Origin of the sequence: Mesorhizobium sp. M0778 (genome assembly GCF_040320105.1) — a bacterium.
Lineage (GTDB): Bacteria > Pseudomonadota > Alphaproteobacteria > Rhizobiales > Rhizobiaceae > Mesorhizobium.
On the sequence record NZ_JAMYPA010000014.1, the window covers coordinates 53,182 to 77,214 of the forward strand.

General features: G+C 61.7%; 27 protein-coding genes and 4 pseudogenes. 22 read left to right on the top strand and 9 right to left on the bottom strand.

Features of this window, described 5'->3' with window-relative positions; genetic code table 11:
- Nucleotides 1-57 precede the first annotated feature (57 nt).
- Nucleotides 58-1,104 (bottom strand): NAD(P)-dependent alcohol dehydrogenase, encoded by a 1,047-nt coding sequence (locus NKI22_RS19890; RefSeq protein WP_352958717.1) that lies wholly within the window; start codon nt 1,102-1,104, stop codon nt 58-60.
- Between the two features lie 728 nt (nt 1,105-1,832).
- On the opposite strand from NKI22_RS19890, the gene NKI22_RS19895 reads away from it, so the two are divergent.
- On the top strand, nt 1,833-2,249 hold the full coding sequence (locus NKI22_RS19895; protein ID WP_352915323.1) for a hypothetical protein: 417 nt from the start codon (nt 1,833-1,835) through the stop codon (nt 2,247-2,249).
- Nucleotide 2,250: 1 nt separating this feature from the next.
- On the top strand, nt 2,251-2,817 hold the full coding sequence (locus tag NKI22_RS19900) for a type II toxin-antitoxin system VapC family toxin (protein ID WP_352915321.1): 567 nt from the start codon (nt 2,251-2,253) through the stop codon (nt 2,815-2,817).
- Between the two features lie 87 nt (nt 2,818-2,904).
- On the opposite strand, the gene NKI22_RS19905 is transcribed toward NKI22_RS19900, so the two are convergent.
- Nucleotides 2,905-3,084, bottom strand: a complete 180-nt coding sequence (locus tag NKI22_RS19905) for a hypothetical protein (RefSeq protein WP_023723152.1) — start codon at nt 3,082-3,084, stop codon at nt 2,905-2,907.
- A gap of 167 nt (nt 3,085-3,251) precedes the next feature.
- Between NKI22_RS19905 and NKI22_RS19910 the strand changes: the two genes are divergently transcribed.
- Nucleotides 3,252-3,935 (top strand): phosphotransferase, encoded by a 684-nt coding sequence (locus NKI22_RS19910; RefSeq protein ID WP_352958719.1) that lies wholly within the window; start codon nt 3,252-3,254, stop codon nt 3,933-3,935.
- 341 nt (nt 3,936-4,276) lie between these two features.
- Here NKI22_RS19910 and NKI22_RS19915 read toward each other — a convergent pair whose 3' ends face one another.
- The gene (locus NKI22_RS19915; RefSeq protein WP_352790366.1) at nt 4,277-4,516 is read right to left on the bottom strand and encodes a hypothetical protein; all 240 of its coding nucleotides are present in this window, start codon (nt 4,514-4,516) and stop codon (nt 4,277-4,279) included.
- 45 nt (nt 4,517-4,561) lie between these two features.
- On the opposite strand from NKI22_RS19915, the gene NKI22_RS19920 reads away from it, so the two are divergent.
- Together NKI22_RS19920 and NKI22_RS19925 are read left to right on the top strand one after the other, a co-directional pair.
- Nucleotides 4,562-4,951 (top strand): antitoxin Xre/MbcA/ParS toxin-binding domain-containing protein, encoded by a 390-nt coding sequence (locus NKI22_RS19920; RefSeq protein ID WP_031195508.1) that lies wholly within the window; start codon nt 4,562-4,564, stop codon nt 4,949-4,951.
- Entirely contained in the window at nt 4,948-5,466 is a 519-nt protein-coding gene (locus tag NKI22_RS19925) for an RES family NAD+ phosphorylase (protein WP_352958722.1), read from the top strand. Before NKI22_RS19920 ends, NKI22_RS19925 begins: the two co-directional genes overlap by 4 nt.
- 123 nt (nt 5,467-5,589) lie before the next feature.
- Here NKI22_RS19925 and NKI22_RS19930 read toward each other — a convergent pair.
- Nucleotides 5,590-5,758 (bottom strand): annotated as a pseudogene (locus tag NKI22_RS19930) (integrase); the annotation flags it as partial.
- A gap of 270 nt (nt 5,759-6,028) precedes the next feature.
- Here NKI22_RS19930 and NKI22_RS19935 point away from each other — a divergent pair.
- The 6 genes from NKI22_RS19935 to NKI22_RS19960 all read left to right on the top strand — a co-directional run bounded on the left by NKI22_RS19935 (nt 6,029) and on the right by NKI22_RS19960 (nt 12,220).
- Nucleotides 6,029-6,838, top strand: coding sequence for a class I SAM-dependent methyltransferase (locus NKI22_RS19935; RefSeq protein WP_084643179.1), 810 nt, complete (start codon nt 6,029-6,031; stop codon nt 6,836-6,838).
- 628 nt (nt 6,839-7,466) lie between these two features.
- Nucleotides 7,467-8,735, top strand: coding sequence for an amino acid ABC transporter substrate-binding protein (locus NKI22_RS19940; protein ID WP_352496555.1), 1,269 nt, complete (start codon nt 7,467-7,469; stop codon nt 8,733-8,735).
- A gap of 161 nt (nt 8,736-8,896) precedes the next feature.
- Nucleotides 8,897-9,769, top strand: a complete 873-nt coding sequence (locus tag NKI22_RS19945; RefSeq protein ID WP_352496556.1) for a branched-chain amino acid ABC transporter permease — start codon at nt 8,897-8,899, stop codon at nt 9,767-9,769.
- 8 nt (nt 9,770-9,777) lie between these two features.
- On the top strand, nt 9,778-10,764 hold the full coding sequence (locus NKI22_RS19950) for a branched-chain amino acid ABC transporter permease (protein WP_352496557.1): 987 nt from the start codon (nt 9,778-9,780) through the stop codon (nt 10,762-10,764).
- The gene (locus NKI22_RS19955; protein WP_352958725.1) at nt 10,761-11,507 is read left to right on the top strand and encodes an ABC transporter ATP-binding protein; all 747 of its coding nucleotides are present in this window, start codon (nt 10,761-10,763) and stop codon (nt 11,505-11,507) included. Before NKI22_RS19950 ends, NKI22_RS19955 begins: the two co-directional genes overlap by 4 nt.
- Complete coding sequence (locus NKI22_RS19960; protein ID WP_352496559.1) at nt 11,504-12,220, top strand: ABC transporter ATP-binding protein; 717 nt, start codon at nt 11,504-11,506, stop codon at nt 12,218-12,220. Before NKI22_RS19955 ends, NKI22_RS19960 begins: the two co-directional genes overlap by 4 nt.
- Before the next feature lie 130 nt (nt 12,221-12,350).
- Here the strand turns inward: NKI22_RS19960 and NKI22_RS19965 are convergent, their stop codons facing one another.
- Nucleotides 12,351-12,590 (bottom strand): hypothetical protein, encoded by a 240-nt coding sequence (locus NKI22_RS19965; RefSeq protein WP_352496569.1) that lies wholly within the window; start codon nt 12,588-12,590, stop codon nt 12,351-12,353.
- Nucleotides 12,541-12,690, bottom strand: a pseudogene (locus tag NKI22_RS31480) (ISNCY family transposase); the annotation flags it as partial. The pseudogene NKI22_RS31480 and the gene NKI22_RS19965, both read right to left, overlap by 50 nt.
- Nucleotides 12,691-12,793: 103 nt before the next feature.
- On the opposite strand from NKI22_RS31480, the gene NKI22_RS19970 reads away from it, so the two are divergent.
- Complete coding sequence (locus tag NKI22_RS19970) at nt 12,794-12,964, top strand: hypothetical protein (protein ID WP_023723176.1); 171 nt, start codon at nt 12,794-12,796, stop codon at nt 12,962-12,964.
- A 52-nt stretch (nt 12,965-13,016) separates the two neighbouring features.
- Here the strand turns inward: NKI22_RS19970 and NKI22_RS19975 are convergent, their stop codons facing one another.
- Entirely contained in the window at nt 13,017-13,313 is a 297-nt protein-coding gene (locus NKI22_RS19975) for a helix-turn-helix transcriptional regulator (protein ID WP_352496560.1), read from the bottom strand.
- A 111-nt stretch (nt 13,314-13,424) separates the two neighbouring features.
- Between NKI22_RS19975 and NKI22_RS19980 the strand changes: the two genes are divergently transcribed.
- The 7 genes and pseudogenes from NKI22_RS19980 to NKI22_RS31485 form a co-directional block, all read left to right on the top strand.
- Nucleotides 13,425-13,880 (top strand): SRPBCC family protein, encoded by a 456-nt coding sequence (locus NKI22_RS19980; RefSeq protein ID WP_352496561.1) that lies wholly within the window; start codon nt 13,425-13,427, stop codon nt 13,878-13,880.
- Between the two features lie 200 nt (nt 13,881-14,080).
- Complete coding sequence (locus NKI22_RS19985; protein ID WP_352496562.1) at nt 14,081-15,139, top strand: adenylate/guanylate cyclase domain-containing protein; 1,059 nt, start codon at nt 14,081-14,083, stop codon at nt 15,137-15,139.
- A gap of 882 nt (nt 15,140-16,021) precedes the next feature.
- Complete coding sequence (locus tag NKI22_RS19990; RefSeq protein WP_352496563.1) at nt 16,022-16,450, top strand: SgcJ/EcaC family oxidoreductase; 429 nt, start codon at nt 16,022-16,024, stop codon at nt 16,448-16,450.
- Nucleotides 16,451-16,520: 70 nt separating this feature from the next.
- Nucleotides 16,521-16,706 carry a hypothetical protein gene (locus NKI22_RS19995; RefSeq protein WP_156948243.1) on the top strand — a complete coding sequence of 62 codons (186 nt, stop codon included), beginning with the start codon at nt 16,521-16,523 and terminating at the stop codon, nt 16,704-16,706.
- A 106-nt stretch (nt 16,707-16,812) separates the two neighbouring features.
- The gene (locus NKI22_RS20000; protein WP_352516339.1) at nt 16,813-17,007 is read left to right on the top strand and encodes a hypothetical protein; all 195 of its coding nucleotides are present in this window, start codon (nt 16,813-16,815) and stop codon (nt 17,005-17,007) included.
- A 344-nt stretch (nt 17,008-17,351) separates the two neighbouring features.
- Nucleotides 17,352-19,097 (top strand): adenylate/guanylate cyclase domain-containing protein, encoded by a 1,746-nt coding sequence (locus NKI22_RS20005; RefSeq protein ID WP_352958730.1) that lies wholly within the window; start codon nt 17,352-17,354, stop codon nt 19,095-19,097.
- 161 nt (nt 19,098-19,258) lie between these two features.
- Nucleotides 19,259-19,395, top strand: a pseudogene (locus tag NKI22_RS31485) (integrase); the annotation flags it as partial.
- Nucleotides 19,396-19,573: 178 nt separating this feature from the next.
- Here NKI22_RS31485 and NKI22_RS20010 read toward each other — a convergent pair.
- Together NKI22_RS20010 and NKI22_RS20015 are read right to left on the bottom strand one after the other, a co-directional pair.
- Nucleotides 19,574-19,723 carry a hypothetical protein gene (locus tag NKI22_RS20010; protein ID WP_023721868.1) on the bottom strand — a complete coding sequence of 50 codons (150 nt, stop codon included), beginning with the start codon at nt 19,721-19,723 and terminating at the stop codon, nt 19,574-19,576.
- Nucleotides 19,724-20,072: 349 nt separating this feature from the next.
- Nucleotides 20,073-20,282: pseudogene (locus NKI22_RS20015) on the bottom strand (LacI family transcriptional regulator); the annotation flags it as partial.
- A 316-nt stretch (nt 20,283-20,598) separates the two neighbouring features.
- On the opposite strand from NKI22_RS20015, the gene NKI22_RS20020 reads away from it, so the two are divergent.
- From NKI22_RS20020 to NKI22_RS20030, 3 genes are all read left to right on the top strand, one after another.
- On the top strand, nt 20,599-21,321 hold the full coding sequence (locus NKI22_RS20020) for an SDR family NAD(P)-dependent oxidoreductase (RefSeq protein ID WP_352718070.1): 723 nt from the start codon (nt 20,599-20,601) through the stop codon (nt 21,319-21,321).
- Nucleotides 21,318-22,448, top strand: coding sequence for an S-adenosylmethionine:tRNA ribosyltransferase-isomerase (locus tag NKI22_RS20025; protein ID WP_352718072.1), 1,131 nt, complete (start codon nt 21,318-21,320; stop codon nt 22,446-22,448). The genes NKI22_RS20020 and NKI22_RS20025 overlap by 4 nt, the downstream gene beginning before the upstream one ends.
- Before the next feature lie 645 nt (nt 22,449-23,093).
- Nucleotides 23,094-23,702 carry a 2-hydroxychromene-2-carboxylate isomerase gene (locus NKI22_RS20030; protein WP_352718074.1) on the top strand — a complete coding sequence of 203 codons (609 nt, stop codon included), beginning with the start codon at nt 23,094-23,096 and terminating at the stop codon, nt 23,700-23,702.
- The last annotated feature ends 331 nt before the right edge of the window (nt 23,703-24,033 follow it).

Here is a 24,033-nt window from a genome sequence, read left to right on the forward strand (position 1 = left end):
CATGGCTGCCGTTATGGATCGCTTCCTAGTCGGCGAGCTGTAGAAAACAGCGTCCCCTTAATCCGGCAATCGGATCTGAAGCTTTACGTCCGCCGGCCGGGCTTCCACTGCGCGGTCGAAGGCGGTGATGGAATCTTCGAAGGGGAAGGTCGCCGAAATGAGTGGCTTCAGGTCGACCCGGCCCGACCCCATCAGCGCGATTGCCCGCTCATATTGGTGGGCATAGCGGAAAACGGTCTCGATACGGACTTCCTTGGTCGAGGCCGTGGCAATGTCGAGCGCCACAGGCGCCACGGGCAGGCCGACCACCACCGCCGCGCCACCGGGCCGCGGCAGATCGAGCAGGGTCTCCCATGCCTTGGACGAGCCCGAGCATTCGAAGACGACGTCGGCGCCCCAGCCGTCGGTCAGGCGCTTTACCTCCGCCGCCAGGCTCTTGTCGCGGATGTTGACCGGGATCACACCTTGATAGCCGCCGGCGATGTCGAGCTTGGGTTGGGCGAGATCTGCAACAATGGCGCGGGCACAGCCGCCGGCGAGCGCAGCGATCGCCACCATCGTGCCGATCGGCCCTGCGCCAATCACCACCGCCGTGTCGCCCGGCGCGATCTTTGCTTTGGCAGCCGCCTGCAACCCGACAGCGAAAGGCTCCACCATGGCGCCTTCGGCGAAGCTGACATTATCGGGCAGTTTAAAAGTGTAGTTGGCGGGGTGAACGACATAGGGTGTCAACACGCCGTGGATCGGCGGCGTTGCCCAGAAATTGACAGCCGGGTCGATGTTGTAGAGGCCGAGCCGGCTCGCTCGCGAATTCGGGTCGGGGATGCCCGGCTCCATACAGACGCGGTCGCCGACCTTCAGATGCTCGACGCCTTCGCCTGTTTCGACGACGGTGCCAGCGGCTTCGTGACCCAAGACCATCGGCGCCTCGACCACGAACGGGCCGATGCGGCCATGCGTGTAGTAATGCACGTCGGAACCGCAGATGCCCACCGTATGGATCTTGATGCGCACTTCGCCCGGGCCAACCGTCTGCGGCAAGTCGATGTCGCGCAGCTTGAGTTCGTGCTGGCGTTCAAGGACAAGGGCGCGAACGTTCGTCATCGACGTAATCTCCTCTAATGCCGATTGTTCGAGGCCTCCTCGACCTTACTTGCATTCGGCACGCTCATCATAGCCGCTTATCCGCGGCTTCAAAATCCAGTTCGGAAGGGTGTTGCTTGATTCCGACTATGCGTACCAACTTCCCGGCCAAGGGCTTTGAAGGCCGACCATGACGCTGCGGAATTAGCGTTTGGATCATCCAGCGTGCTCTGAGGTATCCAGTGATGGGTTGGCAACAGGACAGGAAGCCAGTGTTTAGAGGGCGACGTGCACGCTCGGTGCACACAAAAGTCGCCCATTTTTCGGTTCTGTTTTGGCGAAGCGGCGCAACAAGGGATGCGGTGACGCGATTTTGCGGCATTGTCGCCCGGCTTTGGCCGCCCGAGCGACAGAGCGCCTGACGTTAGGCGATGTAGGTGCTGCGTCGATCATGGCTCCACCAGTTGCTGGATTGCGTGCATCGGTAGGACCAGCCGGAGGGAGTCCGGCAGCCGCACGAAGCCGTTTCCCTCATAGAGGGCAGCGGCGCGCTCGCTGAGGAACCGACTGTGGCCGCGCTCGCATAGGCGCGCCGCACGGCGTCGGCGAGAAGCATCGCATCCAGGCGTTCGCCCTGCCGGGCTTCCGAGACCGCCAGCCGTCGCCGCATTTCGGTGGCTCCTTGAAAATTGTCTCAATCATGTTATGTTGGACGAAATCGTGAAATGTCAGACATTGGAGGCTGCGTCATGGCGAAGGCAGCGAGGAAGAAACACACGGGTGGTGGCGCGGAACGGCAAGGGAGATTTGCCATTCAGAAGCGCGCCGGTATGGCCGATATCGAAATGACGAGGAAGGCCGGCGAGCCACTTCCGAAGACTGATCGGGCAACAAAGACCGGCAAGTCTGTCGCGGTCAGCAGAACCCGTGTTGAGGCCGTCATGAAGGCGGCGGAACGTTCTGGTCTGCTGGGTGAGAAGAGCGCGCGGATCGGTGGTCGTATCAGTCCGGCGCTGATCGAAAAAGCCAAGAAGCAGACCGGGATCAAGACTGACACCGACTTGATCGAATTCGCCCTCGCGAATGTCGCCCTCGACGACAATTTCGGACAGACGTTCAGAAAGACGAGAGGCACCGTCGATCCGACGCTTAAGCTCGGGTTCTGAGTTGACTGACTTTGATTTTGCCAGTTCTGTCCGCTGGGCACGATTCGATCCTCAGGAAAGGCTGTCTCGCCGCAAGGACGACGACCTTCCGTTCCTCGGTGATACTGCCGAGGCGGGGCAAGAGCTGATGCTCGATACCTGTGTCTACATTGATGGTTTGCAGAGCCACGCCCCGGATGTTGTCGCCGATCTGCTCGATCTCAGACTGAGTAATCATTCGACGGTTGCCATCCAGAAACTCATGCACACCGTCGGCGTGCTGGACCCCAAGCATCCCGGTACAAAGACTGCAATCAAACAGATTGGCGCTACCATTCGCGTCATGCACCCGCATCGTGTCTTCGCACCGGATACGGACGTGCTTGGAAAAGCTGCGCTGCTGTCCGGCATCATGTGCCGCCTTCAGGACTACCAGAAAGATGCTCGCCTCCGCGCGCTTCAGGATTGTGTCTTGTTCCTGCAGGCGCAGAAGCTAGGGTTCACGGTACTCACAGCGAACATCAGCGACTTCGATTATCTTCTTCAGCTAATTCCGACCGGACGGGCGCTGTTTTACCGGCAAGCCTGATCGTCACGCCCGGGACACCATCATTTGCAAGCTCTGCTTAGCGTCCCGGAGCACAAGAACCCTATCAATCGGTTCCTGATCTGGGATCTACCGTCCGGTCATTCGCGGCGTGCTGAAGCAAAGACACTCACCATCGCGCTCGCGATTGTCGACATTGCCGACGTGGCCCGACATCGACGCATCCATCATGCTGCCGAGGCCGCCGGCGATCTGCGCGTCGCCACGGTTTACTCCCTGGGAATAGGGGGACCTCTGCTTGATGCTCATAGACCGCGATCGGCGGGCTGAGGTATCGTGGCGAAAATTTCTGGGCGTCGGCATCTATGCCAAGCGAAGCGCCGCAAGGGAGATTTTGATGGCATCGGTGGAGGTAGGACAAGAGTGTGGAATGCCTCGGGTGCTGCGCATATTCGAGCTCGGCAGGACGAGAACTCATGATGCATGACGACCAGGTGGATATCGACGTCGATATCGCCCGCCAGATGATCCGCGACCAGTTTCCCCAGTATCGTCATGAAGACATCACCTCAGTTAGATCGTCGGGAACCGTCAATGTCATCTTCCGCATTGGCTCGAAGAGCACGGCGCGGTTCCCACTGAGGGCGATGAATCCGACCGAATGCGCCAATATGCTTCGGTCAGAGGCCGCTGCCATGGTCGAGATTGGGGAACATTGCTTATTTCCGACGCCTCAACCGATTGGGCTCGGCGAGCCAGGTCCTCACTACCCAATGCCATGGGCGTTACAAACTTGGATCGAAGGCGAGGTTGCCACGCCGCACGGGCTAAGTGGATCGACGACGTTCGCCCTAGACCTTGTACACCTCGTGGCATCGTTGCGCCAAGCGGACACACGGGGCCGACGCTTCGACGGGCAAGGACGTGGTGGACATCTCTTCGATCATGACGATTGGATGAGTGTTTGCTTTGAAAACAGCGAGGGCCTTCTTGATGTGGCTCGACTGCGCGATTTGTGGACTCGCTTCCGGGCGTTGCCATCCGCTGGGCCTGTCGTGATGACTCATAGGGACCTTATCCCAGCAAACCTTCTCGTGCGGGCGGGCGTCTTGTCGGAGTGCTTGATGGCGGCAGTTTCGGACCAGCCGACCCGTCGCTAGATTTGGTAGTCGCGTGGCATCTTCTAGACCGCGAGCGAAGAGCGACCTTTCGGTGCGCCCTTCAGGTTGAAGATCTTTGGTGGAAGCGTGGTGTTGCTTGGGCATTCCAGCAGGCAATGGGTCTCGTCTGGTATTACCATCGCACCAACCCCGCCATGAGTGCGCTGGGGCGCAGCACGATCTCTCGCATTCTCGACGATCCGGACATCTGAATCGCGCAGTCCCTCCGTCGGGACGGACGTTCGTTTCCTAATCGGGGTTTGTCTACCATGCGCCGGAGTGTCGCGAGACACCGAACCAACTGCTCGCGGCGCCAATCGCACACATCACGAGGATATCGCTCAAACTTTTGATCGGCCACCAACCTCCTCCCTCCGCTTGCCTTCGTCTTTGAAAGACAACGTCAGCGTTTCGTGCAATTTGCCGAGTGTGCCGTCCTTGCGAAACCGAATTCCCTGGAGGACGAAGGTGACATGCCCGCTGAACGAGATCTGGCGGGTGCTGTCGCCCGGGGCACGCGTCCAGAAGCCGCCAAACAACGCCATGCGCTTGGGGGCTTGAAACCAGTCGAAAAGCGCCATATGTTTTGCACAGTAAATACGGCTGCTAATATGACAAGGAACTCCATGGGGCAAGCCCTCAAGAAATCCATGCAGAATGAACCCCTGGTTTTGTCCTATATGGACCGTGCCGGGAAAATTGCCGTTGACCAGGTGGCCGACAGCTTTGGAATGTCCAAGGGTCAGTTGGCTCAGACGGCCGGGCTTGCCCGCGAAACCCTCTATCGGCTGGAGCGCAGCCGCACGGCAAAGACGCAGGGGCGTCTGCGCGAGATGCTCGAAATCATCAGCCGCGTGACGGATTGGGCGGGAGGCAAGGAACAGGCCATGGCCTGGTACCGAGCCCAGCCGCTGCCGGCATTCGGTGGACGTACCGCCGAAGCCCTCGTGAAGGACGGCAAGGCCGCTGCTATTCGCGACTACCTCGATCACATGGCCCTGGGTGGCTTTGCTTGAGGTTTGTCGGAACCTGCTACAGGGCGCATGATCCACGTTGGGCATTCAAGCCGAGTTCCGGTGATGGAGCGGCGATCAGGGGCGCTCGATTCAATCCCAAAGGTGTGCCCGCGCTATATCTGGCGCTGACCGTCATGACGGCTGTCAAGGAAGCCAACCAGGGCTTCGCGCATCGCATCGACCCCTGCGTGCTGAGCTCTTATGAGGTGGACTGCGAGGACATCACTGATCTGACAACCGAGCAGGGGAGGGGAGAATCTTCTGTCACGCTTGCGGACATGGGGAGCGCCTGGGCCACGGCTCTCAGCAACGGAGAGCGACCTGCATCCTGGTCCATCTATGACCGGCCGCGGCCTGAAGGCATTGCTGGAATTCTGGTGCCGAGTTTTGCTCCGGGCGCGGAGACGGAAGACCGCAATCTGGTGCTATGGGACTGGGGTCCCGATCTTCCGCACAAAGTGAACGTGTTCGATCCGAGCGGTCGGCTGCCGAAAGACCAGCTGTCCTGGCGATGAAACAGGCCCGGAGGCTCCGGGGCAGCCCGAATGGCCGAAAACCAGTCTTTTGGCGCTCAGGGTGAGGCCGTTCGCGCGAACCTGAGCGGCGGAATAACGGCAGAGGAGGGGTTTTTTGCCTCGTTAGAGGTCGGAAGCCCTGGTCAGGTTGATGCGGAAGCGATCTCTGCGGCGCTGATAGCGGCGGGTCATCTCCGAGGAGTTATGGCCGAGCTGTTTTTGCACATAGCGATCGTCGACCTCGGCCGACGAGGTCAACGCGCAGCGAGTGGCCGGCGAATTTGACGATGCGGGCCATTGTCGAGGAGCAGCGGGCAAGGCGCAGCAATGACGATGATCGAATTTTTCTCTTCAAAGGCGGGGTTCGAATAGGACAACTAGGACTAGCAGCCCCGCCAGCGCGTGTTCCTGCTGGCCGCTGTCCCAGCGTTAGCGCGAGGGCCTGGCTCCCACGCCCTGCATCGTCAGCGACCGATCGGGAGCACGGGCTGCTCCGCAGACTCGACTTCATATCAGCTGGCGCTAATTATCGTCCCCTGGGTGAAAAAACCTTAGAGGCGACATGCTGAAACCATCAAGGAAGAACAATGTTCGAGAGAGCCGACTTCTTTCTCTTTTTCGCAGCTATGGTGATCGTATCACAGTACGGCGGGTCACACGCAAACTTCATTCGTACCGAGATTGGCTCAGAGCCTTTGCCCTGACGCACCTCCCGACGAGCAAGGCTCATCACTGCAATGCCTGCGATCGCGATGTAGCGGCTTTTTACCGTTTCGGAGCGTACACTCTTATCTGCCCGCTTTGTCATGCCGTGGATCGTGAGCGGTTTTTGATTTGTGCTCTAGACCGTAGGCTTATCAAGTTGCCGGCGGGGCAGCTTGAAATTCTCCAGATTGCGCCGAGCGAGAAGGGTCTTTCAAAGAGACTCTCTCAAGCGGGCAATCTAATCAAAGCCGATTTCGAGCCGGGACGGTACGGGCCCGATACCGTGAAAATTGACCTGATGGACATGCGTCGCACCAGCGATCTCGATATCGTCGTCTTAAGTCATGTCATGGAACACGTACCTGATGATCGGCATGTGTTTCGGCAACTTTGGTCATCTCTTAAGCCCCGAGGGCAGGTCTGGATCCAGGTGCCGCTTATTTATCGCCAAACGATCGAAGCGACGCCATCTATGTCACTGAGCGAGCGGGACGAGCGCTTTGGTGGATCGGATCACGTGCGAGCCTACGGACCGGATATCAAGGAGCGTATCGAGGACGCCGGCTTTACGGTCACCCGAATAAATTCAGATCGTATACCCGCCGCGGATCGCGACCGGCTTGGGCTTCTCTCCGATACTCTCTTTGTGGCAGAACGGCCCGAGTAACCCAATTTGGAATGAAAGCATTGTTGCCACGCTTGTCCGCTTGGGCCTGCCTTCGGGCGCCGGGCCGGCTTTGCCCAGCCAACCCGGACGCGAGCGGACAGATTTGGTTCCGTGGGGCTCCATCTTCGAAACTGCGGCGACCGTTTTAAAGAAATCAAAAGGCTGCCGAAGGCGTCATCTTGGCGACGAGGCCATGATCGGCGAATCCCACCCCTCCGCGACCATGATCCGAGGGCTATCTCGCGCCTTGCCTCTCAAAAAGTGGTTTGTCTACCATGCGACGGAGCGTCGCGAGGAACATAAATCAACAGAAAAATCAATGTCTTAATGACTAGACCTTCGTTCCTTGATGCCTCGCAAACTTGTCTAGGTGCAGAATAGGAGCCGCGTCTACAACTGCTCGCGGCGCCAATGGCGCCCAAAAGGCATACGTCGACGAAGCTGGTGCACGACGAGGCATTGAGCATCCACAGCCTGCGGCGCCTCTACGCGTTGATGACCCGAAGCCGCCTTACGCATTGCCTGTTGACCCAGGCATATCTTCTCTGTCCGCACAAAAGGCATACAGTGGTATAAACAGGAGATATCGTCGGTTTCCAATCTGATAACGGATGAAGGGAGTTGAGTGATGTTCACGAACAGCAAACGTTTTTCGCGCCGTCGGTTCCTCGGCGTCAGCGCCGGCGCCTTCGCAGCCGGCCCGTTGGGCCCGTTTGTGCGAGCGGCATGCGCGCAGGTGACGACATTCAAGGCCGGCGTTATCACCTCGCTGTCGGGCGAGAACATCCTCGGCGGCAACCTGACCAAACGCGGTTACGACCTATGGGCGGAGGCCGTCAACGCCAAGGGCGGGGTTGAAGTCGCCGGCGAGCGTTTCAAGGTCGACATGTTCTACGGTGACGACCAAAGCAACCCGGCGACCGGCGCGGATGCCGCCGAGCGCCTGATCGTCCAGAATGAGGTCGACGTGCTATTCGGCCCTTACACCAGCGGCTCGACTATCGCCGTGCAGCCGATTTGCCAGAAGTACCAGGTGCCGATGATTTCCGGCTCCGCGGAATCCCCAAACGTCTGGAAGGCCAAGCCGGAATTCAACTTCGGCATCATCCCGGCCGTGGACACCACTGCGGGTAAATCGCTGGCCGTGCTGGCGAAACTGTCTAACCCCATGGCCAAGACGATTGCTGTGATCGGCGTCAACGAACCCTTCTCGAAGGAAACCGGCGAAGGTTTTCGCGACGGGGCCAAGGAGGCCGGATTGGAAGTCGTCGCCTACGAATTGGTGCCGGCCTCTGGCGACCTTACCCCCGTCATCTCTAAGATCGCAGCGCTCAATCCCGATATCGTCGCCGTCGGCGGCCATGAGGAGCCGCTGATCAATGTCGTCAAGACCTCCAAGTCGCTGAACTTCCGGCCCAAGGCGCTGATAATGCACTATGGCGTCACCGACCCGGCCTTCGCCCAGGCGCTCGCCGCGGACGCCGACGGTACCTGCGGCGTCTCCGTGTGGCTGCCGTCGGTTTCATATAAGGACGACTTCTTCGGCACCGCAAAGGAGTTTGCCGAGATGGCGCAAAAGAAGTCCGGGCACGAGCCCGACTATACCGAAGCGGCCTGCGCGGCCAGCGGTCTCGTTTTCGGCGATGCCGTCAAGCGGCTTGGCAAGAAGCCGGGGCTCACGCCTGAAGACAGGGTTGCTCTTAAGGACGCGATAGCCGCGACCGACATCCAGACCTTCTACGGACCGATCAAGTTCGAGAAGGAAGGCAACCACTACCACGACAACGTCCAGCCGGTGCCGGTGCTGATCCAGATTCAGGGTGGCAAGACCGTAGCGGTGGGGCCGAAAGAGGCCGCGGCAGCGGACCTCACCTACCCGCTGCCAGCTTGGAAATAGCCGGTTCTGGACAGGGTGGGGGCGGCCTCGTCGCCATCACCCTTGCCCGGCGCAATGACGGTGGTTGCGCGTGCTCGGAAAATGACGGACCATGCTATCGTGTGTACGGCCGCTTTGCCGCGGCACTCTGCCCTTTCGTTGGCTGACGGACGGTTCCCGCGTTGGATCTATTCCTACAGACCTTGCTGAACGGCCTTCTGATCGGCGGCGTCATCGCCACTTTTACGATCGGTTTCCAGCTCGCTTTCGGCGTGCTGCATGTCATCGATTTCGCGGTGGGCGGCTGGGTCGTGCTGGGCGGCTATCTCGGCTACTATATGGGTGCCGGACTTGGTGTCGACGGATTCCTGGCGATCCCCGTGGCCTTCATGCTGTTCGGCGCCATCGGCTATCTGATTGGGCCGATCCTCTACAATGTCCGCAACAGCCGCACGGCGCGGCCGGAATTGATGGCGCTGGCGTTGACCTTCGGCCTGTTCACGCTACTGCGCGGCGGCATGCTGACCGCGTGGGGCTTCAATACCCACAGCGTGCCGACCGTGTTGAGTGGCGAGAGCCTCGCCGTCGGGCCCGTGACGGTGCCCCTGATCCGCGTGGCCGCGGCGGTCTTCGCGATCGCCATCGCCGGCGGACTGTTCCTGTTCCTCTACCGCACCCGCTATGGGTTGGCGATCAGAGCGACGGCTGAAAACCGGCAGAACGCCGCACTGATGGGCGTCAACATCCGCCGCCTCAGCGCCACTGTTTACGGGCTCTACGCAGGCATCACTGCCATGGCCGGCGTACTAATGGGTGCAATCTTTTCAGTGAACCCGGAAGTCGGCCTGCGCTATACTCTGTTCGCATTTTTCGTGGCTGTGCTTGCCGGCTTGGGCTCCGTCGGCGGTGCCCTCGTCGCCGCGCTGCTGCTCGGCGTCATCGAAGCCTTCGTCGCGACCTATGTCGGGTCGAGCTATTCGCTGCTGGCGATCTTCGGCACCCTATTCCTCGTCCTTCTCGTGTCTCCGCGCGGGATCCTGCGGCACGGCTTGTGAGGCGGGACATGAAGCCACGCTGGGCCGTCCTCCTCCTGCTGATCGCCGTAATCGTTGTGCTGGCGCTGCTGCCGATGCTGGTCAACAACTACTGGCTGCGCATTGCCACTGGCGCGCTGATGTGGGCGGGGCTGGCCTGCTCCTGGAACATGCTCGGCGGCTATGCCGGCTACATCAATTTCGGCCATTCGGCCTTCTTCGGGCTCGGCGCCTATGTTACGGCGCTGCTGATGGGCGACAGGCTCGCCTGGCCCTTCTTCGCCACCCTCCCGGCCGGTATCGTGGTGACGGCGCTGTTTGCCATCATCATCGGCGCGCCGACGCTGCGCCTGCGCGGCGCCTATTTCGCCATAGCCACCTGGGCCTTCGCCGAGGTGCTCATACAGTTCGCCTCGGTGATGGACTTCACCGGCGGCATCGGCGGCATTGGGCTGCCGCCCTTTCTTGACGAGCGCTTCTTCTACTTCGCCATGTTCGGCGCGGCTGCGCTCACCTATCTCATTACGTGGGCGCTGTTCGAGCGCTCGCGTTTCGGGCTGAAGGTCAAGGCACTGCGCGATCATGAGCCGGCGGCCGAGGCTATCGGTATCAATACTTCGCTGGTCAAGCTGCAGACCTTCGTGCTCAGTGCCGTCACCGCCTCGGTATTTGGCGCGATCTTTGCCTACTGGGTCACGTTCATCAATCCGAAAAGCGTCTTCGGCGGCGACATCACCGATCAGATGGTGGTGATGGTGCTGCTGGGCGGGCTGGGCAGCCTGTGGGGGCCGGCATTGGGCGGTGTGGCGCTCTTTGTCGTAAACCGCATCATCTGGATGTACTGGGGTGACACCGCGTTCTATATCGCCATATTGGGCGCGGCCATCGTGCTGGTGGTGCTGTTTCTGCCGAACGGCATCGTCGGCATGTTTTCGAGGCGCGTGGCCAAGTCTGGCGCCGTGCTGGACAAGGCGGTCGGCAATCTTGTCGGCGGCGGCCCGGGACGGCCCAGTTGAGCGCCGCCGAGGGCAAAACTTCTGGCACCGGCGAACCTATTCTCGTCGTGCGCGAACTCCACTGCCATTTCGGCGGCATCAAGGCCGTCAACGGTGTCTCCCTGGACGTCGGTCGGCGCGAGATCGCCGGCCTGATCGGGCCTAACGGGTCTGGCAAGTCGACTCTGTTCAACCTGATATCGGGCACGGTGACGCCGGATCGTGGCCAGATCCGCTTCGACGGTCACGAAATCGGCGGCCGAAAGGCTCACACGATCGCGCGGCTGGGGCTTGCTCGCACCTTCCAGATTCCGGCCATGTTTGACAATATGAGCGTCACCGAAAACCTGCTGGCGGCTGCGGCCGAGGGCCACTGGCGGGGCGCGCGCGAACGGGCGGCCGATACGCTGGCGCTGCTCAAGCTGGAGCATGTCGCAGACAACCGCGCATCCGATCTTTCGGGCGGCCAGCAGAAACTGCTGGAGTTCGGGCGCGTTGTGATGCGCCAGGCCTCGCTCATTCTGCTCGACGAGGTGACAGCGGGCGTGCATCCCAGCATCCGCAAGATCATCGTGGAGGCCATCGCGCGGCTGCGCGAGCGCGGCACCACCGTCCTGGTCATCGAGCACGACATGGAAATGGTGCGGAACGTGTGCGACCGCGTCATTGTCATGGATGCAGGCCGTGTCGTGGCCACCGGGCCTTTCAACGACATCGTTCGCAATTCGGAAGTTATGCAGACCTATCTGGGGCGGCCACAATGAGCACCACGCTCACCGCCGACAACATCGTCGCCGGCTACGGCAAGCAGGAGATCGTCCATGGCGTCTCGCTGAGCGCGGAAGCTGGCAAGATTACCTGCATCTTCGGGCCGAACGGCAGTGGCAAGTCGACCCTGCTCAAGGCCATTGTCGGCGCGCTGCCGGTGTGGAGCGGTACGGCGCGCCTGGGTGAATCAACACTCTCCAACCTTGCCGTCCATGAAGTGGTGCGCCAGGGTCTGGTGTTGATGCCGCAGGGCGGCGGTGTGTTTCCGCGCCTGACAGTGATGGAGAATTTGCGCATGGGTGGCTACGCCATCGCGGACCGGCGGATAGTCGAGCAGCGCATCGAGGCGCTGATCGAGCAATATCCCTCTTTAGCACGGCGGCGGCGTACCGCGGCCGGTTCGCTTTCGGGCGGCGAGCAGGCAATGCTTGCGCTGGCGCGGGCACTGGTTTCGGAACCGCGCTTCATTCTGCTGGACGAGCCTTCCGCCGGATTGTCGCCGGCCATGGTCATCGAGACGCTCGAACGCATTACCACCCTCACCGCGCACGGCATTGGCATCGTGATGGTGGAGCAGAACATCCGCGAGGCGATGCCGATTGCGGACAAGCTTTACATCCTGGCGGCCGGCGAAAAGCGCTTCGAGGGGACGCGTCGGGACGTGCGCGACGACCGGCAGATCATGGAAATCTATATGGGGGGAGCGTGAGAGAAGCGGTCGACACCCCAGCGCGAGTTGCAAATGCCAAATGTGGCTTGGCGGTTAGTTGTAAGAAGGCGGTCATTTTCGGCAGTCAATTGGGAGAATGATCAGGCTGAGTTCGTTGTCGTACAGAAGTTCAAGCCTGCTGCTCAGAACCTGAACACTCGCCCTGTGGCCGACTCGGCGAGACCTTTGCGTCGAGCAACATTTCCGTTCTCATATCCAACTCCCGTCGTTCGTTTCGTGGAATGCCGAAGATATCGCCGCAAAGGGGAATGTTCAGATCACCGGCCCGGCGCTTCGCCGAAGCCACCGGCAGGATCGTCCTTGCCAAAGCGAGCGTTGAAGTCCGCCATGAACTCAGGCGCATAAGCATTGGTCTCCTTTGATCGTGCTGATGACGCGCAGGCGCAGTGCCTTCACAAGCCGGTCCTGGAGTGTCTGATGGCGCGCTCAACACGTCCTTTGAGAACCGGCACGCGTCCGCCTGCAGAATAATAGAGAGATGGTCCCGAAATGGATGTTGCGTAGGAGCCCGGGATCGACGGGCGTCACTGCAGCACTTCTTGATGGACTATCATGTCCGCGGCCCGCTGGCCGATCATCATACTGGGCGCATTGGTGTTGCGGCCGATCAACTTCGGCCGCGTCCAGGAGGGCAAGGGCCGCAAGGACCGCCACTCCACGATGTCGCCGCGACTGCACGAACTGCTCCGCGTCTGGTGGCGTGAGGGCGACGACGGGGCATGAAGCTGCCGCAGCTTGCCTGTTTCCGCGCCGAAACCCCGGTCACTGACGGGAATCAGCTACGCGTAGGAGCACCGCGCCAGTTTTGGCGCTTAGGTTCTGCGAATTTGCAGAGGTGCAGGTCGATGGTCTTTCCGCTGAGGCAGAGCTCATGAGCGATCACCTTATTCGACCTGCCGGTCGCCACCAGCCGCAGCACGTGCAGCTCGCGTGGCGTCAGCCCGAAACCAATCTCCGGTGATGCAACTGATCTCTGAGAATCGATCCTCGGGATATCGGATGCGGCACCCAACGCTTCGAACGCTCCCGAAGCGGAGCGCATGCGCCGCGGCTGTGATCGGCGAGTGCCCATCGGAATCTCGCCACACTTGTCACTCCAGAGTAGATGTCCGATCCTATTCTATCGCACGAGCAGCCAACTGGTTTACAATTGCTCCAACTGTCGCAACTATGGAGGAAGCCGATGCAAGAGGCCCTCGTCGTCCGCCGCGAGACACACATCCCGGCGCCCCCCGCTGCGCTGTTTGCCCTCCTGACCGATCCGGAGAAGATCCTGCGCTGGATGGGAACGGAGGCGCAGCTCGAGCCGCAGTCCGGCGGGCTCTATCTCGTCAATGTTACCGGGGCTCGCGTCGCTCGCGGCACCTTCCGGGAGGTGGTGCCGGTGCACCGTCTGGCATACAGCTTCGGCTGGGAAGAGAGCGATGAGGTGCCGCCGGGATCGAGCCTGGTTGAGATCGATCTGATCGAGCAGCCGGACGGAACGCTGCTGCGCCTGACCCACTCCGGCCTGCCCAATGCCGAGCAATGCGCCGGCCATGCGGAGGGCTGGGCTCATTACCTCGGCAGGCTGGGCGAGGTTGCAGCCGGGCGTGATCCCGGCCCGGATCCCAAATACGGCCACACGGGCAGGCGGTGACGGCCTTCCGCGCGCGATATCGCCGCCCGTGAGCCCGTTGCAATTTGACGGCGGATGCCGGCTCGCAGGGCGGGTCGAACCCGGCGCCATCGAGGATCGGACCGTACCAGCGCCGGGGGCGGGGGGATAGATCGGCGGGCCGGCTGCGCATCGTCACGGCGCGGATGACAGGCCGGGCGCGGTGGCCGCATAATCGCGCCATGGATCTGCCCGCGCCTCTCGCCTGGCTGGTGGACGAGGCCGGCGCCTCGGCCGCCCCCGACCGGTTTCTGGCCGAGCTCGGCGGCCGACTTCTGGCTGACGGCCTGCCGCTGGCCGGCGGCGCGCTGACGCTCGCGGTGCCGCATCCCATCATCACCCGCCGCACCTGGCTTTGGCGGGCGGAGACAGGGGCGGTGATCGAGGCGCTGAGCTTCGCCGGCGGTCCGCTCGGCCAGGCCGGGCGCGACTGGCTGGCGGAGCTCGGCACGGTGCAGGAGGGCCCGGTTGGCCGGGCGCCGGATAGTCCGGTGCTGGGCTGGGCTGGAACCCGGCCGTTCGGCCCCGCCGAGGCTGCCCGGCTGCGCCAGGCCGCGCGCTTCGCCGCGGCGCCCCTTGCCGCACTTGCGGCGCGGGCGGCGCTGACAGCGCTGCTCGAGGCTTATCTCGGCCGGCGCAGTGCCGCCCGGGTGCAAGGCGGGTCCCTGCGCCGCGGCACCGGAGAAACCATTCGCGCCGCGCTGCTCTATGCCGACCTGCGCGGCTTTACCGCCCTGTCCGAGTCAACCGAGCCCACGACGGTGATCGCCGCGCTCGACGCCTGGTTCGACCGCGTCGCCGGCGCGGTGCACGCCTTTGGGGGCGAAGTGCTGAAATTTATCGGCGACGGCATGCTGGCGATTTTCCCGGTCACCGCTGCGCCGGCCGAGGCCTGCGAGGCGGCGCTGCGCGCCGTCGTCGCCGCCCGCGCCGGCATGGCCCATCTCGATGCGGGGCGGCAGGCGCAGGGCCTGCCCCGGCTGCCGTTCGGCGCGGCGCTGCATCTCGGCGAGATGCTGTGGGGCAATATCGGCGCGGTCGACCGGCTGGATTTCACCGCCATCGGCCCCGCGGTCAACCTGGTCAGCCGGCTGGAGGGGCTATGCCGGCCGCTCGGCCGCTCGGTGCTGATCTCGGGCGCGCTCGCCGCCGAGATCACCACACCGCTGGTGCCGCTGGGCGAACACGTGCTGCGCGGCATCGCCGCGCCCTGCACCGTCTTCACCCTGCCGGATGCGTAATCGCGGTCCTGCGGGGCGGCGGCGTCAACCGCAGATTTGGTTAGCTTGATTTTGGCCATCTAGTCGTCTCCGAACGTCAAAAACTAGGAGCAGAATAGGGGCACTCAGACCCACTGCTCCGGACTACTGCCGCGTGCTAGAGAAAGGTCGAAGGCTCAAGAACGCAAGCTAAGTCCTTGCATCGTAGTGTCTTTTCGCATTTTTACTTGCAAACGGCGGACATGAACTTAGACGAAATTGGCGGGCTCTTAGTCGGCTTCCGCCCCCCTTCGGCGTCTGCATCCGGTACGGTTTCATCAAAGATGACCGACCAGACAACATCCATCAGCCTGCGGCGCCTGACGCCAGGATTGTCACTTGGGGGAAGGCCGGACTGGCGCCCTGAGCATTTGTGGCGCAACTGCGACGCATGGCATGTGCATGGAATGGCGCGAAGACGCCGTCCTCGGGCAAGGTGCGGCAACGCTATCATGTCACGATGATAGCCATCAATTCGCTCTTCTGCCGTGCAGACTTTGGTCTTCCGCTTGATTGGCGCGAACGCGACTTCCTATTCCAAGCGCGCTCGAATGCTTAGGCTCAGGTTTAAGGTGGCGGCGCATTGCGGTCTGGGCAATCAAGGGTTGAGCCTTCTTCACATGGAGAAGGCTGATCGCCAACGCCGCCATAACGTTCAACGAGTTTTGCGAATCCGTAGGCGAAGGCGGAAAGAAGCGCCAGGATACTATTCGGATGGCCATAGGGGATCGTAACAGGATCCCACATTGGATGTCGCAATTCCTCCGCTGCCGCTAGTGCGTCAATTTGAAATTTGACCTTTGCCGTGTCGCATCCGGTCCGGGCTCCTATATGCTTAGCGGAGGTACGCAGGAGACGTGGGTCATGAGCGTGACGTCTGATAAGCCCGAGCATGTCGCTACCGCTTTTGCGAACGCTTGGAACCGGCATGACATGGATGAGTTTGCGTCTCTGTTCGCTTCCGATGCTAATTTCGTTAACGTCGTAGGTGTTTGGTGGAAGAACCGATCCGAGATCGAAGCGGCGCACCGAGCCACCCATGACACCATGTTTCGGGATAGCCGATTAGAAGGCGATATCTCGTCGGTTGTGAAATTGGCTCCGGGGCTTGCTTCTGTTCATTACACTTGGACGCTAACGGGAGCATTTGCTCCGGACGGCTCCCCGGCCGGGGTTAGGAAAGGCATATTGCTTCTGATTGTCCAAGAAGGGCAGTCGGGATGGCGAATCAAGGTGGCTCAGAACACGGATATTGTTCCAGGCGCAATCGCCCCAGCCGGCTCGAAAGGCTAGCTCGCGCCAACCAGAGGCGGAACAGGGCGTCCGCCAGCGAGCCTGACCACCAATACGTATGCGTGCCGGAATGCCGAATTCGACTGGTTTGATCCTCGTCACCGAGGCCGTCAACGCCACGCGTACCGAATTCCTGGTCTTCGCCAAGGCCCATGGCGCCATGGACCTGAGGGTACCGGCCGAGGTGGGCGTCGTTGCGAAAGTGACTATCCTCGGCTCAGGCAAACTCGATTTCTCCGCCGTGACAAAATGGTGAGCGGCGAAGACATGAAGCCCGAGCGGCTTGACAATAGCCGACTGAGGAAGTCGGCGTGTTTGCCCAATCACATGCAACTAAGGCCATCTTGGCTCAAAGGTAGCCTTTGGCCGAGGTCGGTTCTGAATTGAAGCCGGCCTACATCTATCACGAAGTGAATGGCAGTTTTACGCTTCAATATCGGCCGCAGAGGCGGATTTTGCTTTCGCCCAAAAGCCAGACATCGCAGCTGACCATGCTGAAGGTCGCGCCCGCACCACCTGCCGACCTCAGCACCTCTATGCGCAAACGTCTGGTGTAATGCCCGATGCGCGCGCTCGCAGGCCATCTCGCTGTTACATCGCCGTGACAAAAGCACCGCCACGGTGGCGTCAACCGGTTACACAGGGCAAGAAATATCTCCGGCCTTCTGGGAGTGACGTGTCAGCGTCTCCAGAGGCTGCGTGGGCGCGGCGACTGGAACGCTCCACGCCTCGCAAGAGGGTTAGCGAAACCTCGTGAAGGCAAGGTCGAGCTGCGTTCTGCGTTCTATATCGGCGACGGCGGCGACTGGGAGAGATAGATACCATGCGCATGGGGCGTCTGGAAGTTGGCAGGACATGGACGCGGGGCGGCCCGCGTGCAGGCGCTTGGCTGAGCGGTGCAGTGACCACGCAGCGCCACCTCGCAGCGATCATGGCTTGCGACGTGGTCGGCTATTCGCGCCTGACGGAGCGCGACGAGCGCGGCACGCTCGAGCGGCTGAAGATGTACCGCAAGGACCTCCTCGAACAGCTGGTCTCTGTGCACCAGGGTCGGATCGTCAAGCTCACCGGCGACGGCATGCTGTGCGAGTTCGCGAGCGTCGTTAACGCGGTGACCTCGGCAATGGCGATTCAGCAGGCCCTGGCAGAACATGAGGCGGAGATGCCCGAGGAAGAGCGGATTCGCTTGCGCATCGGTGTCAATCTCGGCGACGTGGTCTGCGAGGAGGACGGCGACCTCTACGGTGACGGGGTCAACATCGCCGCCCGACTCGAAAGCATCGCCGATCCCGGCACCGTGGTCGTCTCCGGCACCGCGTACGACCACCTTCAGGGCAAGCTCGATTGCGGCTTCAGGCCGCTCGGCAACCTGCGCCTCAAGAACATCGAGCGGCCCGTGCGCGCCTACCGCGTCGAGTCCGACACCAGCGCCTCGGTGGCTGCATCGCCTCCCTTGCCCGAGAAACCCTCGATCGCGGTCCTGCCTTTCACCAACATGAGCGGCGACCCCGACCAGGAATACTTCGCCGACGGGCTGGTGGAGGACATCATCACGGGATTGAGTCGGGTGAACTCCTTCTTCGTGATCGCCCGCAACTCGTCCTTCACCTACAAGGGCCGGGCGGTAGACCTGCGCCAGGTCGGGCGCGAGCTGGGCGTCCGCTACGTGCTAGAAGGCAGCATCCGCAGAGCAGGATCGCGGGTGCGTATCAGCGGGCAGCTGGTGGACGCGATCAGTGGGCACCATGTCTGGACTGACCGCTTCGAGGGCGATGTGAGCGACATCTTCGACCTGCAGGACAAGGTGACCGAGAGCGTCGTCGGTGCGGTCGAACCGAGCATCCGGCTGCAGGAGATCAAGCAGGCGCGCATGAAACCGACCGAGTACATCAGCGCCTACGACCTCTACCTTCGCGCGCTGCCGCGCTTCTACAGCATGACGCGCGAAGGCTTTGCCGACGTGCGCCGGCTCACCAACGAGGCGCTCAGCATCGACCCTGGCTTCAACTTGGCGAAGGCACTCGGCGCCTATATCCGCAGCCTATCCGTGAGCCAGTGCTGGCACGAGCCCGACGATATCCGAGTCGCCGCGCGCATGGCGCGAGAGGTACTGGCGGAAGCGCGCGACGATCCCACGAGCCTACGCTTCGCCGCGCAGGTGATCGCCTACAGCGCGAAGGACTACGAGATGGCGTTGCGCACGATCGAGCGATCCCTGCTGCTCAACCCCAATTCGGCGCAGGGCCATACGGGCAGCGGCTGGGTGAACGCACATTCCAGCCGCCCGCTCGTCGCCATCGAGCACTTTCACAGGGCAATGCGGCTGAGCCCGATCGACCCCGAGAAGGGCATCGCGCTCTCCGGCATCGGGATGAGCTACCTGATGCTCGAGCGCTACGAGGAAGCGCTGGCATGGGGAGAACGCGCGCTGCACGAGATGCCGAACTACGGCTCCTCGCACCCGGTGGTGATCATGGCGCTGGTCAAACTCAACCGGCTGGACGAGGCGCAGGCGGCGGCGCGGCGTCTTATGAAGGCGTTCCCGACCTACACGCTCACCCTGCAGAGACAGATCAACCCGTGGCTGGACGAGGTGTTCGCCGAGCGTTATGTCGAGGCGCTGGGCATCTCCGGCGTGCCAGAGTGATCGTCGCAGTTGCAAAGATGCCCGGCGAGGCGACGTTCCCTTGACCTGCGTCGCTTCTGGAAGGCCAGTTCTCTGGCGGCTTGTCTTAGGACTGAGCGCGTAGAGCAGCGTGAACAGCCGGCGAGCTCTCCGTTGAATTCGCGTCGAACTTCCGGTTTCGATCCGCTTCTTATAAGGCAACAGGCAACCTCCGGGCGGTTCAGATCCTGCTTGGGCACACCGAGATCGAGAATACGGTTCGCCATCCGGATGTCGAGGTCGGGGACGCGCTCACATCGCCGAGGGAACCGAGATCTGATCACGATGGCCTCTCGACTTCGCGGAGAGGTCATCATGTTCTGAAAGCCACCGCTCAGTTACGGGGCTCGATTTCCGCAATGCGTCGCATCACAGCCGTTCGGCATGGAAGATGGTCATCCCGAAAACCGCCGGTCCACTGTCGCCCATCAAAGGCGGAACTATGCGGCGTTGAGGCGCTAGGCGAATTTGCGCCTCGTCTCGGCGGTTGAGACGAGCTCTGCCACTTCCTGAAAGCGGTCGCTAGCGGCGATCACAAGCCAGATCCGGCCGAGCACCCAGAGGGAAAGCGCCCACCGGAGCAGCAGCCAGAGATGCGGTGTTGGCATTTTCGGGCCCCCTGAATCCGGCCCGGCTGAGTTTGATGGAGAAGTTCGAACAGGCGCCAGGCATTAACCGGCAGCAGCACCAGTTCCATCAGGCTCAGGGTAAGCTGCCGATGAGGGGCGCCATAGGCGGCAAAGCACAAACCATCTCAGCACCGCCGTTATGCGCAGCCACAGCATGGCTTCATTGAGGCTTCATTGAGTAGGTGAGAACGGCGAAGAAGCTTCCGAGGAAGCCGATCGTCTCGGTCCAGATCATGATCATATTTCTTTGGTTGAGTGAAGCCGGTGGGCCTTGGTCAGCCGGAGAAGCCGCCGTCATCGAGAAAACGTCTCCGCGTCCGCCGTTCCTCTCCTGGTCGCGGCTGGCACTGACCACGACCGAGCATTGGCCCCGGCTGCGCACATGTCCCTCAAAAGTCTGCGCCATGGCGGAGAAGTAGCGATTGTCGTGGATGGGCGGCATCAGTCCGACCAGGCCCGATCGCGAGCCTCCCAAGCCCCGCGCCTGCAGATTGGTAGTGTACTGGTGGCGTTCGGCGAGGCTGAGAATTGTTTCCGCCGCCGCAACCCGATGGCGCTTGCACGGCGACACGCTTCCTTCACCGGCCTGATAATCACGGTGAACTCGGAGCCGATCGCCTCGATCGACAGCCAATACGCGGCGTCAAGACGATAAGGCGATCCGGCTCGGCATGATCGCGGCTGCGCTTGCGCCCGTTCCGGCCCGCTCGCATGCGATCAGCCCGCTGGCCGACAAGGCGAAGGTGCGCCTCGATACGTGAGTCTGGTCGGCATCGATCCACGGAATGAATGCTTGACCTCAAGTTAACTTCAGCTTGTACCAATAAGTTGTACGGATTGAAGGAGTATCGTCAATGCTGACCAACATTGATCTTCAGGGACTTCGTGTAGCAGTCACCGGCGGCACGTCCGGCCTAGGACTGGCCCTTGTCCGGCAGCTTGCCAGAGAGGGTGCGTTCGTCGCCTTCGTTGCCCGCACTGCCGCGAACGTCGAACGCATCGCTGACGAGACGGGCGCACATGGCATCGTCGGCGACGTCGGCAAAAAAGACGACATCTACCCGATCGCGTTGCAGGTCACCGCGAGCCTAGGCGGGCTCGACGTTCTGATCAACAATGCGTCGAGCCTCGGGCCCGTTCCACTGGCGCTCCTTGCCGATACCGAGTGCGAGGAGCTGGAAAAAGCGCTCGCGGTCAACCTCGTCGGCGCGTTCCGGCTGACGAAAGCACTGTTCGGTGCACTTGCCGCGTCCGCGCGCGAGGACCGTGGCGCGCTGGTGATCAACATTTCCAGCGACGCGGCGGTGAACGCTTATCCCTGCTGGGGCGCGTATGGTGTGAGCAAGGCCGCTCTTGCTCACCTGACGGCGATTTGGGACGAGGAGGCGAAGGCCGACGGCATCCGGCACCTCGCGCTCGACCCCGGCGATATGGACACCCCGCTGCACGCGCTGGCGCTTCCTGACGCCGATCCGTCGACATTGAAGCGTCCCGACCTGGCTGCTGCCGAGATCATCGAAAAGATGCTCGATACGTTGCCGGCCGGCGCAACACTTCTCGCCGAGACACGCGGATGATTGCCGCCGACCGTCCGGATCGGCGCGCCGCCAGGCTGCTCGTCGTGGAGGCGGACGGCGCGACGCGCGACCTGCCGCGCACTGAACTCGCGATACTGTTCGATGCCGGCGATCTTGTCATCGCCAATGACGCCGCGACCTTGCCTGCCAGCTTGCGCGGCACGCACCTTCCCAGCGACGAGGCGATCGAGATCCGCCTGGCAGGCTGGCTGACATTTCCCGACCCAACCAACTTCCTGGCGATTGCCTTCGGCGCGGGCGATCACCGCATGCGCACGGAAAATCGGCTGCCTCCGCCCCCGCTATCACCAGGCGATCACCTCCGGCTCGGCCGGCTTGAAGCCGTCATAGAGCGCCTTCTCGACCATCCTCGCCTTCTCGAATTGCGCTTCCGAGGCAACCGCGCAGCGGTGCTTGCAGGAGTGGCGCAGCACGGCCGGCCGATCCAATATGCCAATGTTCGCGAACCGTTGGCACTTTGGAATGTTTGGACGAAGATTGCCGCCGGGCCGGTGGCGTTCGAGGCGCCCTCGGCAGGGTTCGCACTCGACTGGCGCACGCTCCAGGCCTGGCGTCGGCGAGACGTGGGCTTCGCAACACTCACGCATGCCGCGGGCGTGTCTTCCACCGGGGACCCCGCGCTCGACTTGCGCCTCCCTTTCGACGAGCCGTACCGCATTCCCGAGCGCACCGCGGCCCAGGTCGCGCGGGCGAAGCTCCGCGGCAGCCGCATTATCGCAATCGGCACGAGCGTGGTGCGCGCGCTTGAGGCAGCTGCCAACCCCGACGGCAATGTGCGTGCCGCAAACGGCATTGCGACCGGGCGCATCGCGCTGGGCACCCCACTTCGCGTGGTCGATGCGATTCTAACAGGCGTCCACCAGCCCGGCGAAAGCCATTTCGAGCTGCTGCGCGCCTTTGCCGACGATGCTCTGCTCGCCAAGGCCTCCGCGGCCTTCGCCGAGCACCGATATCGCACGCATGAATTCGGCGATTCCATGCTGCTCAATCGCCAACGGCTGGATCGATCGCGGACAGAACCAGGAAGTGCGCGAGACGAAGCCTCTACTCTAGGCGATCCGATGATCTTGGATTTCCAAGGCTTTCGAAAACGACATTTTGATTAAGTAATTCATCTAAAACAACTATTTTGACACTAGTAACTTCGACTCTAGGGGTCCGGAGTTCGAATTTCGCCGCCGGGAGTCACGCGCGAGCTGCGGCTGAGACGCGGATAGGCCCGCGCCCTGTGCCGCGGTGATCGCCACCACGTCACCAATGCCTATTCGCCGCGCCAGGGTGAGCCGGGAGCGACGATGGCGGTATTCAAGTTGACGCTAATACAATATTGCCTACGCTCCAACGTTGGGCGATAGTGTGCGTCGGGAGGCAGGAGGCCATAGTTGGCTTTAGCTTAGACTTTGCCCAATCACGAGAGAATACGTTGCAGCTCGTGAATCGGTTCAAGGCAGCAGCTTGTGCTTCAGCCTAGGCGGAAGATGCCAGGTGGATCGTCTCTTCCACTGTAACGTTGCGTGGTTGGGAAGCAATTCGGCAAGCCTTTTCACAGAGCGAAGACAGGGATCTCGCTTGCGCAATACAGGAACTCAGCAATTACCCTGATGTTTGGGCAGGATGCCTTCGATGCGCCATGACGACCAGGAAACTGGGAGGCGACGCGTGAAGTCTTGGTAAGGGCAGCTGGCAGCGTAGTGGTGGCGTCGACGATCGCGTGAACGCCCGGGCTCCAGACAGTGTCGAGGAGACAGCGGATGAGGCAACTCGAATTTTTCTATTTCCTTGGGAGTGGTTATGCATACCTCTCCGTCATGCGTATCGGCCCTTTGGCGAGGGACGCTGGCATTACCGTCAGATGGCGTCCATTCAATGTCCGCACCGTCATGGCGGAAAACAACATTGCGCTTCGCTCGCAGACCGCCAAGGTCAAATACATGTGGCGTGACGTGCAGCGCAGGGCGCGAACTCACGCGCTACCCTTCGTAAATGCACCCATCTGGCCAACCGACCCCGACCTTCTGGCCAACAGGGTTGCTATGGTCGCCGCGGAAGGCGGCTGGTGTGAGGACTATACAATCGAGAGCTTCAAGGCTTGGTATTTGGAGGGCGTGGCCCTCGGCGACAGAGCCCACCTTGAACACGTGCTTCGGCCACTCGGCAAAGACGTGGATGCGGTGATCGCTCAGGCCAACGCACCCGCCGCCCACGAGCGGCTCAAGATGGAAACCGATGCGGCGCGCGAATACGGAATTTTCGGTTCGCCTGCGTTCGTGGTAAATGGCGAAACTTTTTGGGGAGACGACCGGCTCGAAGAAGCGCTTTCTTGGGCAACCGGTCGGCATCGGTTGCAAGATGTCCATTAGCACGGAAGTGCGCGAGCCCCTTGGATCCGCCAATCGTGGCTGACCTGCCCTGTTTGTCCGCTATGAGCGAATTCGCCAAGGTGATGGTCGTTTCTGGCCGGCGGCGGAAAATCTGAAGAAGATCGCAGAGCAGATGGAGGGCAGCGGTCCAGACCGGCCGCAACGTCGAAAAAGCTATCTCGAGATACTCGAAGCGACCGTTCGTGATCCACTCGACGTTGGGAAATCAACGAATCTGCCGAACTAGGGGGCGAGAGCGAATCCACAGTGCCTGGCGGCTTTCTAAACGGCAGGAATCCGATTCTGTCGCCGCATGGACGCCAAGCTTGGC

Bases quoted from the DNA above. Each gene is read 5' to 3' on its own strand.
- NKI22_RS19915 (WP_352790366.1), bottom strand. From the start codon at position 4,516: ATGGCGCTTTTCGACTGGTTTCAAGCCCCCAAGCGCATGGCGTTGTTT.
- NKI22_RS20030 (WP_352718074.1), top strand. From the start codon at position 23,094: ATGAGGCAACTCGAATTTTTCTATTTCCTTGGGAGTGGTTATGCATAC.
- NKI22_RS19935 (WP_084643179.1), top strand. From the start codon at position 6,029: ATGCTGAAACCATCAAGGAAGAACAATGTTCGAGAGAGCCGACTTCTT.
- NKI22_RS20025 (WP_352718072.1), top strand. From the start codon at position 21,318: ATGATTGCCGCCGACCGTCCGGATCGGCGCGCCGCCAGGCTGCTCGTC.
- NKI22_RS20020 (WP_352718070.1), top strand. From the start codon at position 20,599: ATGCTGACCAACATTGATCTTCAGGGACTTCGTGTAGCAGTCACCGGC.
- NKI22_RS19970 (WP_023723176.1), top strand. From the start codon at position 12,794: ATGTCCGCGGCCCGCTGGCCGATCATCATACTGGGCGCATTGGTGTTG.
- NKI22_RS19940 (WP_352496555.1), top strand. From the start codon at position 7,467: ATGTTCACGAACAGCAAACGTTTTTCGCGCCGTCGGTTCCTCGGCGTC.
- NKI22_RS19995 (WP_156948243.1), top strand. From the start codon at position 16,521: ATGCCGAATTCGACTGGTTTGATCCTCGTCACCGAGGCCGTCAACGCC.
- NKI22_RS19965 (WP_352496569.1), bottom strand. From the start codon at position 12,590: ATGCTTATGCGCCTGAGTTCATGGCGGACTTCAACGCTCGCTTTGGCA.
- NKI22_RS19990 (WP_352496563.1), top strand. From the start codon at position 16,022: ATGAGCGTGACGTCTGATAAGCCCGAGCATGTCGCTACCGCTTTTGCG.
- NKI22_RS19895 (WP_352915323.1), top strand. From the start codon at position 1,833: ATGGCGAAGGCAGCGAGGAAGAAACACACGGGTGGTGGCGCGGAACGG.
- NKI22_RS19950 (WP_352496557.1), top strand. From the start codon at position 9,778: ATGAAGCCACGCTGGGCCGTCCTCCTCCTGCTGATCGCCGTAATCGTT.
- NKI22_RS19980 (WP_352496561.1), top strand. From the start codon at position 13,425: ATGCAAGAGGCCCTCGTCGTCCGCCGCGAGACACACATCCCGGCGCCC.
- NKI22_RS19985 (WP_352496562.1), top strand. From the start codon at position 14,081: ATGGATCTGCCCGCGCCTCTCGCCTGGCTGGTGGACGAGGCCGGCGCC.
- NKI22_RS19920 (WP_031195508.1), top strand. From the start codon at position 4,562: ATGGGGCAAGCCCTCAAGAAATCCATGCAGAATGAACCCCTGGTTTTG.
- NKI22_RS19910 (WP_352958719.1), top strand. From the start codon at position 3,252: ATGATGCATGACGACCAGGTGGATATCGACGTCGATATCGCCCGCCAG.
- NKI22_RS19960 (WP_352496559.1), top strand. From the start codon at position 11,504: ATGAGCACCACGCTCACCGCCGACAACATCGTCGCCGGCTACGGCAAG.
- NKI22_RS19975 (WP_352496560.1), bottom strand. From the start codon at position 13,313: ATGGGCACTCGCCGATCACAGCCGCGGCGCATGCGCTCCGCTTCGGGA.
- NKI22_RS19905 (WP_023723152.1), bottom strand. From the start codon at position 3,084: ATGAGCATCAAGCAGAGGTCCCCCTATTCCCAGGGAGTAAACCGTGGC.
- NKI22_RS20010 (WP_023721868.1), bottom strand. From the start codon at position 19,723: ATGCCAACACCGCATCTCTGGCTGCTGCTCCGGTGGGCGCTTTCCCTC.
- NKI22_RS19890 (WP_352958717.1), bottom strand. From the start codon at position 1,104: ATGACGAACGTTCGCGCCCTTGTCCTTGAACGCCAGCACGAACTCAAG.